The sequence below is a fragment of the Allobosea sp. P1_B10 genome, from assembly GCF_056406735.1.
Genome location: NZ_JBFTZP010000014.1, coordinates 44,746 through 63,768, shown reverse-complemented (window position 1 = coordinate 63,768; position 19,023 = coordinate 44,746). Strand labels below are relative to the sequence as shown.

At 67.0% G+C, this 19,023-nt stretch carries 13 protein-coding genes; 3 read left to right on the top strand and 10 right to left on the bottom strand.

Annotated elements, in window-relative coordinates; translation table 11 throughout:
- Positions 1–116: 116 nt before the first annotated feature.
- The 5 genes from AC1D2L_RS22050 to tesB form a co-directional block, all read right to left on the bottom strand.
- Positions 117–968 carry an outer membrane lipoprotein carrier protein LolA gene (locus AC1D2L_RS22050; protein ID WP_476848043.1) on the bottom strand — a complete coding sequence of 284 codons (852 nt, stop codon included), beginning with the start codon at positions 966–968 and terminating at the stop codon, positions 117–119.
- A gap of 178 nt (positions 969–1,146) precedes the next feature.
- Entirely contained in the window at positions 1,147–3,717 is a 2,571-nt protein-coding gene (locus tag AC1D2L_RS22045; RefSeq protein WP_476848042.1) for a DNA translocase FtsK, read from the bottom strand.
- Between the two features lie 179 nt (positions 3,718–3,896).
- Positions 3,897–5,240, bottom strand: a complete 1,344-nt coding sequence (locus AC1D2L_RS22040) for an ammonium transporter (RefSeq protein WP_476848041.1) — start codon at positions 5,238–5,240, stop codon at positions 3,897–3,899.
- Between the two features lie 27 nt (positions 5,241–5,267).
- On the bottom strand, positions 5,268–5,606 hold the full coding sequence (locus tag AC1D2L_RS22035) for a P-II family nitrogen regulator (protein WP_054141588.1): 339 nt from the start codon (positions 5,604–5,606) through the stop codon (positions 5,268–5,270).
- A 234-nt stretch (positions 5,607–5,840) separates the two neighbouring features.
- Positions 5,841–6,707 (bottom strand): acyl-CoA thioesterase II, encoded by an 867-nt coding sequence (gene tesB, locus AC1D2L_RS22030; RefSeq protein WP_476848040.1) that lies wholly within the window; start codon positions 6,705–6,707, stop codon positions 5,841–5,843.
- Between the two features lie 117 nt (positions 6,708–6,824).
- Between tesB and AC1D2L_RS22025 the strand changes: the two genes are divergently transcribed.
- Positions 6,825–8,075, top strand: a complete 1,251-nt coding sequence (locus tag AC1D2L_RS22025) for a ubiquinone biosynthesis hydroxylase (protein WP_476848039.1) — start codon at positions 6,825–6,827, stop codon at positions 8,073–8,075.
- A gap of 95 nt (positions 8,076–8,170) precedes the next feature.
- Here AC1D2L_RS22025 and AC1D2L_RS22020 read toward each other — a convergent pair whose 3' ends face one another.
- Positions 8,171–8,368: a Trm112 family protein gene (locus tag AC1D2L_RS22020; RefSeq protein ID WP_476848038.1), complete on the bottom strand. Its 198-nt coding sequence runs from the start codon at positions 8,366–8,368 to the stop codon at positions 8,171–8,173.
- 16 nt (positions 8,369–8,384) lie between these two features.
- Positions 8,385–13,229: an NAD-glutamate dehydrogenase gene (locus AC1D2L_RS22015; protein WP_476848037.1), complete on the bottom strand. Its 4,845-nt coding sequence runs from the start codon at positions 13,227–13,229 to the stop codon at positions 8,385–8,387.
- A gap of 153 nt (positions 13,230–13,382) precedes the next feature.
- Here AC1D2L_RS22015 and AC1D2L_RS22010 point away from each other — a divergent pair, with 153 nt between their 5' ends.
- Both AC1D2L_RS22010 and AC1D2L_RS22005 read left to right on the top strand, forming a co-directional pair.
- A complete protein-coding gene (locus AC1D2L_RS22010) occupies positions 13,383–14,000 on the top strand; it encodes a peroxidase-related enzyme (RefSeq protein ID WP_476848036.1) in 618 nt (205 codons plus the stop codon).
- A gap of 330 nt (positions 14,001–14,330) precedes the next feature.
- Positions 14,331–14,711 (top strand): DUF2794 domain-containing protein, encoded by a 381-nt coding sequence (locus AC1D2L_RS22005; protein ID WP_476848035.1) that lies wholly within the window; start codon positions 14,331–14,333, stop codon positions 14,709–14,711.
- Between the two features lie 99 nt (positions 14,712–14,810).
- Here AC1D2L_RS22005 and AC1D2L_RS22000 read toward each other — a convergent pair whose 3' ends face one another.
- From AC1D2L_RS22000 to AC1D2L_RS21990, 3 genes are all read right to left on the bottom strand, one after another.
- The gene (locus AC1D2L_RS22000) at positions 14,811–15,347 is read right to left on the bottom strand and encodes an N-acetyltransferase family protein (RefSeq protein WP_476848034.1); all 537 of its coding nucleotides are present in this window, start codon (positions 15,345–15,347) and stop codon (positions 14,811–14,813) included.
- Positions 15,348–15,432: 85 nt separating this feature from the next.
- Positions 15,433–16,206, bottom strand: a complete 774-nt coding sequence (locus AC1D2L_RS21995; protein ID WP_476848033.1) for a Bax inhibitor-1/YccA family protein — start codon at positions 16,204–16,206, stop codon at positions 15,433–15,435.
- A gap of 218 nt (positions 16,207–16,424) precedes the next feature.
- Entirely contained in the window at positions 16,425–19,022 is a 2,598-nt protein-coding gene (locus AC1D2L_RS21990) for an ABC transporter permease (RefSeq protein ID WP_476848032.1), read from the bottom strand.
- Position 19,023 lies beyond the last annotated feature (1 nt).

Here is a 19,023-nt window from a genome sequence, read left to right as displayed (position 1 = left end):
GCGGCGCACGGAAAAGCAAGCACGCATCGTCATGGCGCTCGGCCAAGCCGTTCAGGTCGACCGAGAAAGATTGGACGACCTCGTAGCCCTCGCACAGCGATGGCGGATGGAATCCCTCAGAGCACCCGCTCGTAGTTGATCACGAAATTCTTGGGATCCGGGCGGCGCTGGGTGTCGAGATTGTAGAGCGACACGGATGTCTCATAGCCCTGGGGATCGACGACGACCCATTGCCGCAGGGTATTGGCGGCGAGGTCATAGTTCAGGGTGATCTTCGATGTCCCGCCGAGAGTCGAGCGGTCCTCGATCGTGACCGAGAGAATGTCACCCTTCGTGGTGGCGCCGGTTACGTAGGAATCCTTGGCCAGGTTCATGCGCTCCTTGACCAGGAACTTCAGTGGCGTCTGGCCGATGGAGTAGAGGTCCTGGGTCGCGAGCTTCTTGTCGCGGATCGCAACCGAGGTGCCGTCTGCGATGACCTCGGTGGTGACGGGGGCATGATAGTCGAAGCGCATCTTGCCGGGACGCTGGATATAGAGCTTGCCCTCGACGCGCTGGCCATTGGGCGAAAACTGGATGAAATCGCCCTGCAGGTTGGAAAAGCCGTTGAAATAGGAGTTGAGCTTCTCGACGGCTTCCGACTGGGAGAGCGGCGCGCTCGGGCGCACCGGCTTGGCCGGGGCCTCGGCGATGCGAACCGGGTCGGCAGACGCCGTCCGGACCGGGCCGGGAAGGCTGGCAGGTGCTGCAGGGACGGTCTCGGCCGAGGCGAGGCGCGGCAGGCCCAGGCCTTGCGGGCGGACAGGCGGCAGACGTGTCGCGCGGGCGGCAGGCTTGGACGCGGCTGCGATGGCCTGCTTGGAAGGCTGCAAATTCAAGGGCTGCGCGGAAAGCCCGCCTGCCGTCACCGCAAAGCCGAGCACAGCGAGCGTGCTGATCGAGGCCCGCAGCGTGAAGTGGCGTGTCATGAGCATGAAGCTCCAGTGGTTTCAGCCGTCGAGGCCGGGATCATGCGAATCTAGATAGGTATGCAATCATGAAATCGCATCACCTGTCTGGCAACGCGTCGAGTACCCGCAGGTTGCAGCAGCGTCATGGCAATTTGAGGACCGGCTGCGGTCCGCGCCATGGCGCTGCACCCGCAGGTTAGTCCTCATCCTCGCGGGCGTGGCTGGCCTCGACAAGGATCTCGCGCTTGCCGGCATGGTTGGCGGGGCCGACGATGCCCTCGTTCTCCATCCGCTCCATGATCGAGGCGGCGCGGTTGTAGCCGATCTGGAGGCGGCGCTGGATGTAGGAGGTCGAGGCCTTCTTGTCGCGCAGCACGACCGCAACCGCCTGCTCGTAGGGGTCGTCGCTTTCGGCCTGGCCCATCGCGCTCTTGTCGAAGACGGCGCCGTCCTCGCCCTCGCCCGCCGGCTCCTCTTCCGAGGTGACGGCCTCGAGATATTGCGGCCGGCCTTGGGTCTTGAGATGGGCCACCACCTTCTCGACCTCGGCGTCCGAGACGAAGGGGCCGTGGACGCGGGTGATGCGGCCGCCACCAGCCATGTAGAGCATGTCGCCCTGGCCCAAGAGCTGCTCGGCGCCCTGCTCGCCCAGGATGGTGCGCGAGTCGATCTTCGAGGTGACCTGGAAGGAGATCCGGGTCGGGAAGTTCGCCTTGATCGTGCCGGTGATGACATCGACCGAGGGGCGCTGGGTGGCGAGCACAACATGGATGCCGGCCGCGCGTGCCATCTGGGCGAGACGCTGGATGGTGCCTTCGATCTCCTTGCCGGCGACCATCATCAGATCGGCCATCTCGTCGACGATGACGACGATGTAGGGCAAGGGCTCGAGGTCCATGACCTCTTCCTCGTAGATCGCCTCGCCACTGTGCTTGTCGAAGCCGGTCTGCACCGTGCGGGTGATGATCTCGCCGGCAGCCTTGGCCTCGCCGACACGGGCATTGAAGCCGTCGATGTTGCGCACCGCCAGCTTCGACATCTTCTTGTAGCGCTCCTCCATCTCCCGCACCGCCCATTTCAGCGCCACGACGGCCTTCTTCGGGTCGGTCACGACGGGGGTGAGGAGATGCGGGATGCCGTCATAGACCGACAGTTCCAGCATTTTGGGATCGACCATGATCAGGCGGCACTGTTCGGGCGTGAGCCGGTAGAGCAGCGACAGGATCATGGTGTTGATCGCCACCGACTTGCCTGAACCGGTGGTGCCGGCGACGAGCAAATGCGGCATCCGGGCGAGATCGACGATCATCGGCTCGCCGCCGATCGTCTTGCCCAGCCCGAGCGCCAGCTTGTGCTTGGAACTCTCGAAGTCCTGGCTCGCCAAGAGCTCGCGCAGGAAGACGGTCTCGCGCTTGGCATTGGGCAGCTCGATGCCGATCGCGTTCTTGCCGGGAATCACCGCGACACGGGCCGCGATGGCGCTCATCGAGCGCGCGATGTCGTCGGCCAATGAGATCACGCGGGAGGATTTTGTACCTGGAGCGGGCTCGAGCTCGTAGAGCGTGACCACGGGGCCGGGGCGCACCTGCGTGATCTCGCCGCGCACGCCAAAATCCTCGAGAACGCCTTCGAGCAGCGTGGCGTTCTGCTCGAGCGCGTCGGTCGAGACCGTGTTGGCCTGGATCTTCTTGGGCTCGGACAGATAGGTCAGCGGCGGGAGCTCGAACTGGTCGCGGTCGAGCAGCGAGGGTTGGGCCTCGCGCTGGATGCGCTTGCCGGGCTTCGGTGCGATCGGCGGGGCGGTGACGCGCGGCGCGTTGAGATCGCGCAGGTCCTGCGGCTCCTCGTCGTCCTCGAAGCCATCGCCGACGGGTGCGGGACGCTGGCCGCGCGCGCCGGGCAGAGGTTCCGGCGCGAAGGGCGGCACCGGCGCGGTCGCCCGCGGCGCGTCGTTGAATTGCGGCTCGCGCCGGACGCGTCCGGCGCTCTGTTCTGGGGTGCCTGCCGGCCCGGTGCTGGCGAGCGGCTCCGGGGCATGGGGCAGGCGGCGCAGGATCATGCCGCGCAGCGCCATGGCGCCGTGGGCGAGCCAGCCGATCAGGATGACTGCGATGCCCGGCTCGTCGTCGCGGCGTTCCTCGGTCTCGCTCCAGGATTCGTCGCCGGTCTCGGCCTCGTTGATCGGATCGTCGTCATGGACGAAGCCGAAGCCGGCTGCGGCTGTGATCGCCAGGATCGCGATGCCGGCATAGATGAAGCCGACGAGGCCGCCGAGCGCATTGCCTGCGATGCCGGCGATGTTGCGGGTTCCGAACAGCAGCCCGTCGCCGATGACGCCGCCCATGCCGGTCGGGAGCGGCCAGCGTGGCGTTGCGGGCAGCGCGCTGGCCACGGCGGACGTGGCGACGACGCCGACCACCCAGAGGCCGAGCTTCAGCGCGCCACGGTCGAACAGGTGCACGCGGATCAGGCGCAGCGCCCAGACGGCCGGCGGGAAGAGCAGCGCGATGACGCCGAGCCCGATCAATTGCATCAGCAGGTCGGCGACCATGGCGCCGGGCCGGCCCAGCCAGTTCTTCAGGGCCCCGCTGGTCGCGTTGTTGATGCTGGGATCATCGACGGACCAGGTGGCGAGCGCCAGCGCGACTGCGGCCATGATGGTGAGCAGGCCGAGCCCGGTCAGCTCCGTCGCGCGACGCGACAGGAACTCCCGCACCGGATCGGGCAGGCGGTCCATCAGCGAAGTGGAGCGTCGGGTGGTGCGCATGCAAGGTGCCGTGACGTTTTGACGTGCGACCGGACGGTCCGGCCTGTCTGATCACGTTATGAAGCCGAGGTTAAGACCTGCTTAACCTTGCGGGGCCCGGTCGGGGCGCCGGGCCGAGGGCATGAAAAAACCCCGGCGGTCGCCCGCCGGGGGTGTTTCGCGTGAACCGCAGCGCGATCTCACATGTTGTAGGCGCGCTCGCCATGCTCGGCGATGTCGAGACCCTCGCGCTCCTCGTCGGGGGTGACGCGCAGGCCGACGATCACATCGACGATCTTGAACAGGATGAACGAGCCGATACCGCACCAGACGACGGCAATAGCGACAGCGACGAACTGCTTCCAGACCTGGGCGCCCATGGCGTAGTCGGCGACACCGACGCCGCCGAGAGCAGGCGAGACGAAGATGCCGGTGCCGATCGAGCCGATGATGCCGGCGACGCCGTGGACGCCGAAGACGTCGGCGGTGTCATCATATCCCAGCGCGGTCTTGACGGTGGTGCAGAAGTAGAAGGAGACGATGCCACCCACGGCGCCGAGCACGATCGCGCCGATCGGGCCGACCAGGCCGGCCGCCGGGGTGATCGCGACAAGGCCCGCGATGACGCCGGAGATGCTGCCGAGCAGCGAGGGCTTGCCCTTGACCATCCATTCGATGAATAGCCAGCCGAGCGCAGCCGCCGCGGTCGCGACCAGGGTGTTGACCAGGGCCAGGGCGGCGACGGGGCCTGCGGTCAGGGCAGAGCCGGCATTGAAGCCGAACCAGCCGACCCAGAGCAGCGCGCCGCCGACATAGGTCAGGGTCAGCGAGTGCGGGGCCATGAGCTCCTTGCGATAGCCGATGCGCTTGCCGATCATGTAGGCGCCGACCAGGGCCGCGATGCCGGCATTGATGTGGACGACCGTGCCGCCGGCGAAGTCGAGTGCGCCGAGCTTCATCAGGTAGCCGTCCTCATGCCAGACCATGTGGGCCATCGGGTAATAGACGAAGGTCACCCAGAGCAGCATGAACAGCATGACGGCGGAGAATTTGGTGCGCTCGGCGAAGCCGCCAACGATCAGGGCCGGGGTGATCGCGGCAAAGGTCATCTGGAAGCCGAGGAAGACGTATTCCGGAATTCCGCCGCTGGTGATCGTCTCATGGGTGACGCCGGCGAGGAAGGCCTTCGAGAAGCCACCGATGAAGCTGGTCAGCGAACCGCCGCCGGTGAAGGCGAGGCTGTAACCGTAGATGACCCAGATGACCATGGTCATGCAGGCGACGCACAGGACCTGCGTCAGGACCGAGAGCATGTTCTTGGAGCGCACGAGGCCGCCGTAGAACAAGGCGAGAGCGGGAACGATCATCAGCAGGACCAGGACGGTCGAGACGATCATCCAGGCGGTGTCACCGCTGTTCAGCGTCGGGGTCGGGGTGGCGGCCGCCTGGGCGAGGGCCGAACCTGTGCTGGCAGCCAGAGAGGCCAAGGCGGCAGTGAGTGCGAGAGCCGGCGATCCGGCCCGCAGGACATTCTTGAAACTCATCGTTGGAAACTCCTGAAGATCGGGGGCTCAGAGGGCGTCGCCGTCGGTCTCGCCGGTGCGGATGCGCACGGCTTTCTCGATCGACGAGACGAAGATCTTGCCGTCACCGATCTGGCCGGTGCGGGCGGCGGCGGTGATCGCCTCGATGACCTTGCCGACGAGTTCGTCGGACACCGCGACCTCGATCTTGATCTTTGGCAGGAAGCTCACGGCGTATTCGGCGCCACGATAGATCTCGGTATGGCCCTTCTGCCGGCCATAGCCCTTCACCTCTGTCACGGTCAGGCCGTGCACGCCGATGGCGGTGAGCCCGTCGCGCACCTCCTCCAGCTTGAACGGCTTGATGATAGCCATCACGATTTTCATTTTAGGGTTTCCCCGTTTACGCCGCCCGGAAGTCAGCCCCGGCGATCTCGTTGCGCTGCGCGCGCCCTGCGATCCCGCAGCGCGTCGTCGCAACGCAATTCAAGCGGCGTGCCAACTGCCGCGCGGGCGCGAAACCGGGCGAAATGCCCGATCATGCCCGCCCGAGCGGAGATGCAGCCGAGGGCTGATTAATTTTTGGGCAGATGGCTAACGCGTGAGCGCGGCGCGTGCGGCTCAGGCGCGGTCGGGACGGGGCCTGATCAGACCCTCCTGGGCCACTGAGGCGACGAGCCTGCCCTCCCGGTCGAAGACCAGCCCGCGCGCAAAACCGCGCGCGCCGGAGGTCGACGGGCTGTCCTGGGAGTAGAGCAGCCATTCGTCGGCGCGGAAGGGCCGGTGGAACCAGAGCGCGTGGTCGAGGCTCGCCCCCTGGATCTTCGTGTCGAACACGCTGAGGCCATGGGCGATGAGGCTAGAATCGAGCAGCATCAGGTCGGAGGCATAGGCGAGCACGCTCTGGTGGATCGCGGGATCGTCCGGCAAGGGCTGCATCGCCTTGATCCAGACGTTGAACTTCGGCTCCATCTTGCCGCCGGCGGCGTAGCGCCGGAGTTCTACGGGCCGGATCTCGATGGGTCTTTCGCGCTCGTAATAGGCGCGCACGAGCTTCGGCATATGCGGCAGGATGCTGCGCTTCATCTCCTCGCGATCGGGCAGGTCCTCGGGCATCGGCACGTCGGGCATCGGCATCTGATGCTCGTAGCCTTCCTCCGCGACCTGGAACGAGACCGACATGGCGAAGATCGCCTCGCCACGCTGGATCGCCAGCACGCGCCGGGTGGTGAAGGAGCGCCCATCCCGCAGGCGCTCAACCTCGTAGACGATCGGGATCTCGGGATCGCCCGGCAGCAGGAAATAGGCGTGAAGCGAGTGCGGCTGGCGGTTCTCGACGGTCTTGCAGGCTGCAAAGAGCGCCTGGCCGATGACCTGCCCGCCGAAGACGCGCTGCCAGCCGATCTTGGGGCTGCGACCCCGGAACAGATTGCGTTCGAGCGGCTCGAGGTCGAGAATCGACATCAGGGAGTCGCTGATCTGTGACATGTTCGGAGGGCTCTTCGGGCAGGCGCTGTGACAGGCTATGCTGCATCAGCACCGAGAGGTCGCGCGTCGTCAAGCCGCTGTCCGTGTCAGGACAGCTGCCCAGGGAGTGGTTTGGATATGGCTGCTGGACCGGGCTTGGCCCGCAACCGGATCGTGATCGCGGGCGGCGGCATCGCCGGCCTGTCCCTGGCGCTCGCGCTGAAACAAGCGCTCGGCGCGGGCTTCGCGATCGTGCTCGCCGATCCCGCGCTGCTGGCCGCGCCGCGCCAGGACAGTCGTGCTTATGCGGTCGCTGCCGGGGCGCAGGCCATGCTCGAGGCGCTGGGCATCTGGCAGGCGGTCGCCAAGAGCGCGCAGCCGATGCTCGAGATGGTCGTGACCGACAGTCGCGGCTCGGACCTGGTGCGCCCGGTGTTCCTGACCTTCGACGGTGAAGTCGAGCCCGGGAAGCCGTTCGCCCACATGGTCGAGAATGCGCTGCTGCTGTCGAGCCTGCTCGACGCCTGCCGCGGGGCGGGCGTCGTCCTGCGTCCGGAGGGCGTGCGCCGATTCGAGAGCGACGAGGCCGGGATCGCGCTGCAGTTCGCCGGCGGCGAGCGTCTCGATGCGGCGCTGCTGGTCGCGGCCGATGGGGCGCGCTCGAAGCTGCGCGAGCAGGCGGGCATCGGCTGGGTCGGCTGGTCCTATGCGCAGTCGGGTCTGGTGGCGACACTGAGCCATGAGCGTCCGCATGATGGCCGCGCCGTCGAACATTTCCTGCCGGCGGGGCCGTTTGCGATCCTGCCGCTCAGCGACGGCGGCAAGCTCGGCCATCGTTCCTCTATCGTCTGGACGGAGGCGACCGAGAGCGTGCCGGCGCTGCTGTCGCTTGACGAGAGCGACCTGCGCGACGAAATCGAGCGGCGCTTCGGACTGGAACTTGGCGAAATCGCGCTGGAAAGCACCGTCGGAGCCTACCCGCTGAGCTTTGGCGTGGCGCGTCGTTTCGTCGGTGAGAGGCTGGCCCTGCTCGGCGACGCCGCGCATGTCATCCATCCGATCGCGGGCCAGGGGCTCAATCTCGGGCTGAAAGATGTCGCGGCCCTGGCCGAGGCGATCGTCGACGCGGCCCGGCTCGGAATCGATATCGGCGGCCTCGACGTGCTCGAGGATTACGAACGGGCGCGGCGCTTCGATACCGTCGCGATGGGCGCCGTCACGGACGGCCTCAACCGGCTGTTCTCCAACGACGCCACGCCGCTGCGCCTGGCGCGCGACCTCGGGCTCGGCCTCGTCGACCGCCTGCCCGGGCTGAAGCGCTTCTTCATCCGCGAGGCTGCAGGGCTTGCCGGCACCACGCCGCGTCTGCTCCGCGGCGAGGCGCTCTAAGCAGAATCGTCATTGAGAGCGAAGGCAAGCAACCCAGAGGCATAGCGCTCCGAGTCTGAATTGCTTCGCTACGCTCGCAATGACGTGGAGGGGTGTCAGCCCTCCAATTGCCGTGCTTCTTCCGGCAGCATGATCGGGATGCCGTCGCGGATCGGATAGGCCAGCTTCGCCGCGCGGCTGATCAGCTCCTGCTTGGCGGCGTCGTATTCGAGCGTGCCCTTGGTCACCGGGCAGACCAGGATCTCGAGCAGTTTCGGGTCGATGCGGGTCTCGCCGCTTTGGGTCTGGGTCATGTCTTCCAGCTTCGGTTCAGGATGATTTGCGGGGCAGGTCGGCGAGCATGCCGGCCGCCACCATCAGCTTCGGCAGCGACAGGCCCGACAGGGCGATGGCCTGGACAGTGCTGCGGGTCCTGTCTGCTTCTATGCCGCGCTGTTCGAGCCAGCTTTCGAGCGTGCCGGCGCCATTGCTGGCCGCCGCGATCTCCTGGGTCAGGCCGGAATGGGCGTCGTCCAGCGTCTCGACTGCGCGGTCGCGCGCCAGGCGCTCGTAATCGTCGGTGGCAGGCACGGCGGCAGCCGAGCCCCCGAGGCCCGACAGACCGAAGACCGAATCGACTCCGAAATGAATCCGCGCGACCTCTGCGATGCTGCGCCCGGTGCGCTCGGCGATATCGACGATGTCGGTCGCCTCGGCTAGGGCAGGAAGGCTCGCGACCCGTGCGGCGAGAGCCTCCGGGACACCGTCGGCGACGAGCACAGCGATGCGCGCGAGCCGCGCCTGCGCGGCGGCTTCGGGCAGCAGCTTGTCGAGTTCGCCCGCGAGTTCGGAGACTCCACGGGCGTAGTGCGCAACGGTCTGCTCGATCGAGCCCGGCTTGGCGACGTCCCGACGCAGGAACCAGCTCATGCGGTCGCTGACCAGGGCCTGCGCTGCGGCGTAGAGGCCGAGCTGGGTCTTGCCCGGAACCTGCGCATCGAGCGCATCGATGGCGCCGTTGAGGGCGATCAGGTCGAAGGAATCGCGGGCGATGGCGTAGGCTGCGGCAATGGCCGGGGCCTCGGCGCGGGTCTGGTCGGCCAGCGCGGTGACGATGGCCGGCCCGCCGCGATTGATGATCGCATTGGCAAGCTGCGTGGCGACGATTTCGCGGCGCAGCTTGTGTGCGGCGATGTCGGCTGCGTAGCCGTCGCGCAGCGCGCGAGGGAAGTAACGCACCAGTTCGCCGTTGAGATAGAGATCGTCGGGGATCGGCGAGTCCAGCAGCGCGTCGTGCAAGGCGAGCTTGGCATAGGCCAGCAGCACCGCCAGTTCGGGCCTAGTCAGGCCCTCGCCGCGCTTCTCGCGCTCGGCGAGGATGGCGTCGCTGGGGAGGTACTCGACCGTGCGGTCGAGGCGGCCCTCGGCCTCCAGCGATTGCATCAGTCGGCGCAGGCCGGGCGTCGCGGCCGGTCCCTGCGCTTCCGTGAGCGAGAGCGCCAGCGTCTGCAGATAATTGTTGCGCAGGACCAGCAGGCCGACCTCGTCGGTCATCGTTGCGAGCAACGCGTTGCGGTCGTCCTCGGCGAGGCGGCCATCCTTCACGGGCTCGGCGAGCGCGATCTTGATGTTGACCTCGACGTCGGAGGTGTTGACGCCGGCGGAGTTGTCGATCGCGTCGGTGTTGAGCCTGACGCCCTTGCGCGCCGCCTCGATGCGGCCGCGCTGGGTCGCGCCGAGATTGGCACCTTCGCCGACGACGCGCGCCCGGATATCGCTGCCGGCGATCCGGATCGCGTCATTGGCACGGTCGCCGACCTCGGCGTCGCTCTCATCGGAGGCGCGGATATAGGTGCCGATGCCGCCGAACCAGAGCAGATCGACACGCGCCTTCAGGATCGCCGTCATCAGCTCCTGCGGCGCGACCTCCGCCTTGTCGAGATCGAGCGACTCCCGAACGCGCTGCGACAGCGGAATGCTTTTGGACTGGCGCGAGAAAATGCCGCCGCCGGCAGAGATCAGCGACTTGTCGTAATCGGCCCAGGAGGATCGCGCGAGAGCAAACAGGCGCTGACGCTCGGCCAGCGATTTCGCGCAATCGGGATCGGGGTCGAGGAAGATGTCGCGGTGGTCGAAGGCGGCGACCAGCTTGATCGCAGGCGAGAGCAGCATGCCGTTGCCAAAAACGTCGCCCGACATGTCGCCGACGCCGGCAACCGTGAAGGGCGTTGTCTGGATGTCGATGTCGACTTCGCGGAAATGCCGTTTTACCGCCTCCCAGGCGCCACGCGCGGTGATGCCCATGGCCTTGTGGTCGTAGCCTTGGCTGCCGCCCGAGGCAAAAGCATCGCCGAGCCAGTGGTGCTTCTCTAACGAGAGCGCGTTGGCGGTGTCGGAGAAGGTTGCGGTGCCCTTATCGGCGGCGACGACGAGATAGGGGTCGTCACCGTCATGCCGAACCGTATCGGCCGGAGGGACCACGACCTCGCCGTCGAGATTGTCGGTGAGCTCGAGCAAAGTGCGGATGAAGATGCGGTAGCTCTCGGTGCCTTCCGCGAGCCAGGCCTGCCTGTCGCCCGGAGGCGGCAAGAGTTTTGGCACAAAGCCGCCCTTGGCGCCGACGGGCACGATGACGGCGTTCTTGACCTGCTGCGCCTTGACCAGGCCCAGCACCTCGGTGCGGAAATCCTGCGGCCGGTCGGACCAGCGCAAGCCGCCGCGCGCCACCTTGCCGAAGCGCATATGCACGCCTTCGACGCGCGGCGAATAGACGAAGATCTCGTAGAGCGGGCGCGGCAAGGGCAGTGAGTCCACCTTTGCACAATCGTATTTCATCGAGATCGTGCCGCGCGGATGCCCGTCCGGCCCGATCTGGAAGAAGTTGGTGCGCAAGCCTGCGTCGACCAGATTGACCAGGCGGCGCAGGATGCGGTCCTCGTCGAGGCTGGTGACGGCGTCGAGCGCGGTCTCGATCCGCTCGCGCGCGGCCGATGCCTTTCGATCGCGGTCGGCATCGCCGAGCCGCGGATCGAACTTGGCGACGAAATAGGCGACGAGGCCCGAGGCGATGTCGGGATGGCGGGTCAGGGCGTCGGCGATGTAGTCCTGGGCATAGGGCGCGCCGACCTGCCTGAGATAGCGGCCGAGCGCGCGCAGCAACGCCGCCTCGCGCCAGGCGAGGCCTGCGGCGAGGACGAGCTGGTCGAAGCGGTCTGATTCCGACAGGCCACGGAACTGCGCCATCAGCGCGGCTTCGATCGCGGGGTCGAGGCGTTCGACGTCGATGGCGCCGTCATCGGCACGTTCCAGCGTCATGTCGTGAAGCCAGACGCGCGCGGTCTCGGAGTCCGGGCCCGACGATTGCGGCATGATGTCGTAGGTGCGCTCGTTGACGACGCGGAAGCCCATGTTCTCGAGCAGCGGCACGCGCGCCGAAAGCGAGATCGCAGCGCCGCGCGAAAACACCTTGAGGTTGGCCCGGGTCTCCGGGTCTCCCTTGCGGCGGTAAAGGTTGACGGCGCGCGGACGGTCCGGCGTCAGCTGCTGCAGCATCTCGATGTCCACCAACGCGTCGCTGGCCGAGAAGCGCTCGCGATAGGCGGCGCCGAAGGCTTCCGCATAACGCTCGGCCAAGGCGCGGGCCGAGGGGCCGGCCTTCTCCTGGTCGAGCACGTCCTTGAGCCCGTCTCCCCAGGTCTGGACGATGGCCGCAATCCCGGCCTCGAGCGTGGCGCGGTCGATGCGCGGGGTTTTGCCCTCGTCGCGCCCGACGATGTAATGGGTGCGGGCGAGCGGGCCGTCGGGATAGGCGGGGTACGCCGCCGACAGGCGCCCCTGATAGATCCGCGCCAGGAACTCGCCGACGCGGGCGCGCACCTGGGTATCGTAGCGGTCCTTCGGGATGAAGACCAGGATCGAGACGAAGCGGTCGAACTCATCCACGCGGGGCAGCGCGCGGATGCGCGGGCGCTCGGTCAGTTGCAGGATGTCGAGCGCAAAGCTCTCCAGCGTGCCGGCATCGATCTGGAAGAGTTCGTCGCGCGGAAACGCGTCGAGCACGTTGAGCAGGGCCCGCCCGGAATAGCTCGCCGCGTCGAAGCCAGTGGCCTTGGCGACGCGGGCGACCTTGAGGCGCAGATAGGGAATCGAGCGGGCGCTGCCGGTATAGGCGTTGGAGGTCAGCAGGCCGACGATGCGCAACTCGCCGTCGAGGCGCCCGTCCGGGGTGAACAGCTTCACCCCGACATAGTCGAGATGGACACGGCGGTGGACGCGGCTCTTGACGTTGGCCTTGGTGATGATCAGCGCCTGCGGCTTGGCGAGGAACGCTCGGATCTCCGGCGTCGTCACCACCATTTCGCGGTTCTTGCGCAGCACGCGCACGGAGGGGTCGCGCAGGATGCCCAGGCCGGATCCGTCGATCGGGTCGGCCGCAGCGTCGCCGCCGGGGAAGCGATAGGCGCGGATGCCGAGCAGGGTGAAATTGTCGCCGGCGATCCATTCGAGGAATTGCAGGGCCTCGGCAACCTCGTCCTCGGGCAGCGGCGGCGGGTTCGAGCGATAGGCCTGGATCACCTCGGTGATGCGCCCGCGCATCGCGGCCCAGTCCTCGACCGCAAGGCCGACATCGCCATAGACGCGCTCCAGCCCGGTCCGTAGTCGGTCGCGCGCCTCGGGCGTATCGATCCGGTCGAGATGGATATGGATCAGGCTCTCGCGACGGGTGCCTTCAGGCGCCCGGCCGGCAGCCTCTCCCGCAAGGGAGACGAACTTGCCCGATGCGTCGCGCGCCACAGCAAGAATGGGATGGGCGACGAGGCGCGGCTCGTAGCCCTGGTCGGCGAGTTCCGCCAGGGTCGAATCGAGCAGGAAGGGCTTGTTGTCGTTGACGACCTCGAGAATCGTGATCTGGCGGTCGCGTCCGCCGACGCTGAAGCTGTCGTCGCGAAAGCGCAGGTTGATCGTCTCGGGCGGGCGCGGCTCGACCAGATGGTCATAAGCGGCAGACGCAGCCTGGGCGAGCAGATCGGCGGGAAGCGCTTCCAGATCCTCTGCGACCGCGCGTCCGTAGAGCAGGCGCGGGAACTCGGCCGGCATCGGGCCGGAGAGGCCGGCGGCTGCGCTTTCGATCGCCGCAACGGCTGCCGCCGTCGCATTCGTCACGCGCTTGCCCATGTTTCGCTTCCCCCGTTGTTTTGCAGCAGCGATGGCATAGGCTGCGTCGCCATTCAACTTATGCCGCGAGCGATGTCGCGATACGGTCGAATCGACCGAGACAGCGACCGATTTATGTCGAAGTCCAGCACGGAACGGCCTGACGGAGGAACCATGACGACAAAGCATGACAAATCGAAGCCGGGCGAGATGCCGGTCCGTCAGGACGAAACGCCGGCCGTGATGGCTCTGGACCTTCCGCAGGGCGCGCTATCTGCGGAGAATCAGGCCTATTTCGACAAATGCCTGGAGAAGCTCGGCTTCGTGCCGAACGTGCTCCTGTCCTATGCGCATGACGACGCCAAGCTCACGGCGTTCGCGGCATTCTATAATGATCTGATGCTTGCGCCCTCGGGCCTATCGAAGCTCGAGCGGGAGATGATCGCGGTTGCGGTCTCCAGCGTGAACCGCTGCTTCTACTGCCTGGCCGCCCATGGCGCGGCCGTGCGTCAGCTCTCGGGCGATCCCGTGCTCGGCGAACTGATGGCGATGAACTTCCGCGCGGCCGAGTTGTCGGCCAGGCATCGCGCCATCCTGGATTTCTCCGTGAAGCTCACGGAAGCGCCGCATCAGGTCGGCGAGGCGGATCGCGAGACCCTGCGCAAGGCCGGCCTCGGCGAGCGCGACATCTGGGACGTCGGAGCGGTCGCCGCCTTTTTCAACATGTCGAACCGGATGGCGTCGGCGGTCGATATGCGCCCCAACGCCGAATACCACCGGCAGGCACGCTGAGAGCGGGCGGGCAAAGAAAAACGGCCGACGCGAGACGCCAGCCGTTGAGTTGGCCTCGAAGCGAATGGCCCGACCCCGCTGGACTCCGGGGGGCTGGGGGGCTGACAAATCCGAAGAACTGCAGAGCCGGGCCGTCGAGGCAACACCGGCAGTTGAGACCTCCAACTTGGCCGCGGCTGGGCGCGTTCGGGGCGAAAATGCGGCGGTGCTGACGAAGCCGTGATCGGCCGGCCAAGCGCACCGGACGACATATTGCCAGCACGGCATCACGGGCGCATCATCGCGCGCGTATGTCGGCATGGCCGTGCCGGCCGCCGATCAGGAGGCGCAATGAGCGAAAGCGAAACGCCGCAGTCGCGAGCGGCTGGGGCCGTGGTGGCGTTCCCCGTGACCACCGCCGCTCCGGCTAAACCGGCGAGCGTCACTTTCGATCGACGCGAATTGTCGGCGCTTCTGAGCCTCTACGGCCGGATGGTGGCGGCGGGGGAATGGCGCGACTACGCCATCGATTTTCTCAAGGACAAGGCCGAGTTCTCGGTCTATCGGCGGTCGTCAGAAGTGCCGCTCTACCGGATCGTCAAGGACCCCGCGCTAGCGCGTCGCCAGGGCGCCTATTCGGTGGTGGCGGCGACGGGCCTCGTGCTGAAGCGCGGGACAGAGCTCTCGCGCGTGCTGGCCGTGCTCGACAAGAAGCTGAGCGTGGTCGGCTGAAAACGACTCTATCCGTCATTGCGAGCGAAGCGAAGCAATCCAGGATCATAGAGCTCGTCAGTCCGGATTGCTTCGCTTGGCTGGCGATGACGCGCGGGCTCACAAGGTTGGCGGCGTCGCATCCCCCTGGCCCAGCTCCTTCTGCATCAGCATCTGGTCGAGCCAGCGGCCGTGTTTGTAGCCGACCTTCTCTGCTACCCCGATAAGGTGGAACCCGGCTCGCTCATGCAGGCGCCGCGAGCCTACCGAGGCGCCGGTGCCGTCCCCGATCACTGCGATCATCTGGCGGAAGCCGCTTTTCGTGCAGGCGCACATCAGAGCTTCCAGCAGCGCTGAACCCACACCCGCGCCCTGGGCGTCGGGCGCGATATAGATCGAGTTCTCGACGGTGGCGCGATAGGCCGGCCGTGGCCGGTAGGCGCCGGCATAGGCGTAGCCCAGAAGGATGCCGTCGCGCTCGGCGACCAGATAGGGGTAGCCGCCAGCGAGGATCGCCTCGTGGCGGCGCAGCATCTCGGCCTCGTCAGGCGGGGCGAGTTCCCAGGAGGCCGTGCCGTGCAAGACCGCGTCCGCGTAGATCGCGGTGATGGCGGGAATGTCGGCGGCCGCGGCCGGGCGGATCGAAACTGGCGTCATGCGCCGATGATCAGCAAAGCCCGTACCAAAAGAAAAGCCCCGGCCTTGCGGCCGGGGCTTGGTGTTCACTGAAGCCAGCGCTCGCTCAGCGGCGATCGCCGAAGAGCTGCAACAGCATCTGGAACATGTTGATGAAGTTCAGGTAGAGCGACAGCGCGCCGTTCACCGAAAGCTTCGCAGCCGATTCCGAATCCATGTCCGAGGACAGATACATCTCCTTGAGGCGCTGGGTATCCCAGGCGGTGAGGCCTGCGAAGATCAACACGCCGATCGCCGAGATGGCGAAGGCGAGCGCGCTCGAAGCCAGGAAGATGTTGACCACCGAGGCGAGGATCAGGCCGATCAGGCCCATGATCAGGAACGAGCCCATGCCCGAAAGCGCGCGCTTGGTCGTGTATGCGTAGAGGCTGATGCCGCCGAAGGTGGCCGCCGTGATGAAGAACACCTGGGTGATCGACGCGCCGGTGAAGACGACGAAGATCGACGACAGGGACACACCCATCACTGCCGCGAAGGCGAAGAACATAATCCGCGCCGAAGCCGAGCTCATGCTTTCAGCTTTGAACGAGAACAGCATGATGAAAGCCAGCGGCGCCAGCATCACGACCCATTTCAGCGGGCTGGTGTAGAGCGCCACGCCGAGCGGGGTCAGACCGGTGATCTTGCCCTCGGCGGACACGCCGGCGATCGCGAGCATGCTGATGCCGATGGCGGCGAGACCGGTGATGGCCAGGCCGACGGTCATGTTGTTGTAGACGCCGAGCATGAACGAGCGCAGGCCCTGATCCATCTCGACGGCGCTGGTCTGCTGTGCGCGGCCGGCACCCCAGACTGGAGCATTGCGGTCGAAGTTGCTCATCGAGCGAGTTCCCCTGACGTTGAATTCCTGGGATGGACATCGCCCATGCGGCGTCCATCGTCGCCGAAAGCGCGGCGATGCCCGGAATATGAGGCGGATTGCCCGCGCTTACAAGGGGCGGCCATGGTTAAGGCACGCCGCGCCAAGAAACGTGAGGTGCTCGACCATGCAATATGACGCGGCGTCCATGTCTATCCGCAGGCTATTGAGGCTAGTCTTCACAAATTTCTTAGATGAGAAGCCGGTGCTTTCGCCAGTATCTGCAGGGTTCCTGTCAGACCGAACAGAACGGTGACCCCGACAGCCGCAGTCGCGGCCAGTAAAGCCCCCGTGGGATCACTGACGAATTCGATCTTCATCACTTGCGTGACGACGCCCCAGCCCGCCAGAGCACCCGCGACAACGCCGAACAGTGCCGACACCAACCCGATCGCCGCATATTCAAGGGCGTACGACGAAAGTATAAAGCGGCGGGTCGCGCCGAGAGTTTTCAGGATCATCGCGTCATAGAGCCGCGCGCGCTGCCCTGCGGCGAGGGCCCCGCCCAGCACGAGCAGGCTCGCCGCGATGGCCAGGCCCGAGGCGCCGCGGATCGCGGTGGCCAGCTGGCCGACGATGGTGTTGACCGCCTCGAGCGCATCCTTGACCCGCACGGCCGTCACCGAGGGGAAGTCCAGTGCGAGGCGCCGCATCAGGGCGGCGTCGGTCGCGCCGGCGCCATTGGGCGCGGCGGTCACTGTCGCCAGATTTGTGTGCGGCGCGCCGGCAAAGCTGTTGGGCGAAAACAGCATGACGAAATTGATCCCCATTGAGCGCCATTCGACCGCGCGGAAATTGGCGACGCGGGCGCTGATGTTGCGGCCGAGCACATTGACCGCGAGGATGTCGCCGATCTTGAGGCCGATGCCGGCGGCGTTCTGGGCATCGAACGAGACCAGCGGCTCGCCGCGATAGTTTTCCGGCCACCATTCGCCGGCGGCGAGCTTGGAGCCGTCGGGCATCTTCTCGGCATAAGTGATGCCGCGGTCGCCATCGAGCACCCAGGCGGATTGCTCGGAGGCCTTGATGTCCTCGGCCCGGACGCCGTTGATGCTGACGATGCGGCCGCGCATCATCGGCACGCGCTCCAGCGTGGCGCCGGGACGCTCCTGGGCCAGGAAGGCATCGAAGCGGGCCGATTCCGCGTTGGGAATGTCGAGGAAGAAGAAGCTCGGCGCCTTGGTGGGCAGGGCCTGGGTGAGCTGCCGCGTCAGGCTGACATCGATGAAGGCAAGCGCCGAGAGTAGCGCGACGCCAAGGCCAAGCGAGAGCACCAGTGAAGGCGTGAGCGCACCGGGGCGGTAGCTGTTGGCCAGCGCCATGCGCAGCGCCGGGCTTTTTGGGCGCGGGGCGCGGCGGGCGAGTGCCATCAGGCCCCAGGAGACGCCGCGCAGCAGCATGAAGATGCCGGTCATCACGCCGATATAGATCAGCGCGATCCGGCGCTCATAGGCGAAGGCGAGCGCGACACCGACGAGTCCCGCCAGCGCCAGCAGGCAGATCACAAGATAGATCGCGCGCGGGCGGCGGGCATCGGGCTCGATCTGGTCGCGGAACAGCGCCGAGACCGGGACATCATGGGCGCGGCCGAGAGGCAGGATCGCGAAGACCAGCGCGGTCAGCAGGCCGTAGAGCGCGGCGACGCCGAGCTCGCCGGGCGCCAGGGTGGGCTCGAAGGGCAGTGGCAGGACGCCCTGCAAGGCATAGCCCAGCGCGAACGGAGCGGCGGCGCCCAGCGCCAGCCCGATCGCGGTGCCCACCGCCGCCACCAGCATGACCTCGGTCAGGTGGATCGCGACGACGCGGCCGCCGGTGGCACCGACTGCCTTCATGGTGGCGAAGTCGAGCTTCTTGGCCTCGACGAAACGCCGCACCGCATTGGCCACACCCACGCCGCCGACGAGCAGGGCGGTCAGGCCGACAAGGGTGAGGAACTGGGTGAAGCGCTCGAGATTGCGCTGGAAGCCCGGATTGGCATTGCTGCGCGAGCGGATTTCCCAGCCGGCATCGCGCGTCTGCGTGCCGGCATCGGCGATCAGCCGGGCAAGCGACGCGTCATCGGCGGCCGCCTGCGGCAGCTGGACGCGGTAGGTCCAGCGCACCAGGCTGCCGGGCTGGATCAGGCCGGTCGCGCGCAGCGCGTCCTGCGACAGGAGAAGGCGCGGGCCGAAGCCGACGCCGGCTGCGATCTTGTCGGGCTCGGAGACGAGATTGGCGCGCAGCTGGATCTTTGCAGAGCCGACCATGATGGTGTCGCCGGGCTTCAGGTCGAGCCGGCCCAACAGCACGGGGTCGGCAGCGGCGCCATAGACGCCATCGCGCTCGGCCATCAGGGCGGCGACGGGCATCTGCGGATCGGTCGTGACCTCGCCGATGCTGGGATAGCCGGCATCGACCGCCTTGATCTCGACAAGCGCCGCGCCCTTTTCGCCGGCATTGGCCATGCCGCGCATGGTGGCGATAGTCGAGACCGTGCCGCGTGACGTCAGGAAGGCGAGCTCCGGCGGCGTGGCTTCGCGATGGATCAGGCTGAAGGCGGCGTCGCCGCCCAAAATGCGCCGGCCCTCGCGAGAGAGACCTTCGGTCAGGCCGCGTGAGGCGGAGGCAACGGCGGCGATCGCCATGACGCCGAGCGCCAGGCAGGCGATGAAGACGCCAAAGCCGCGAAAACCACCGCGCAGATCGCGCCAGGCGAGGCGCAGCGCCAGCTCCGCGCTCGCGGCAGTGGAGAGCTGGTTCGGGGCTGGCCGGGGTTGAGGCTTGACGGTCGCGTGCATG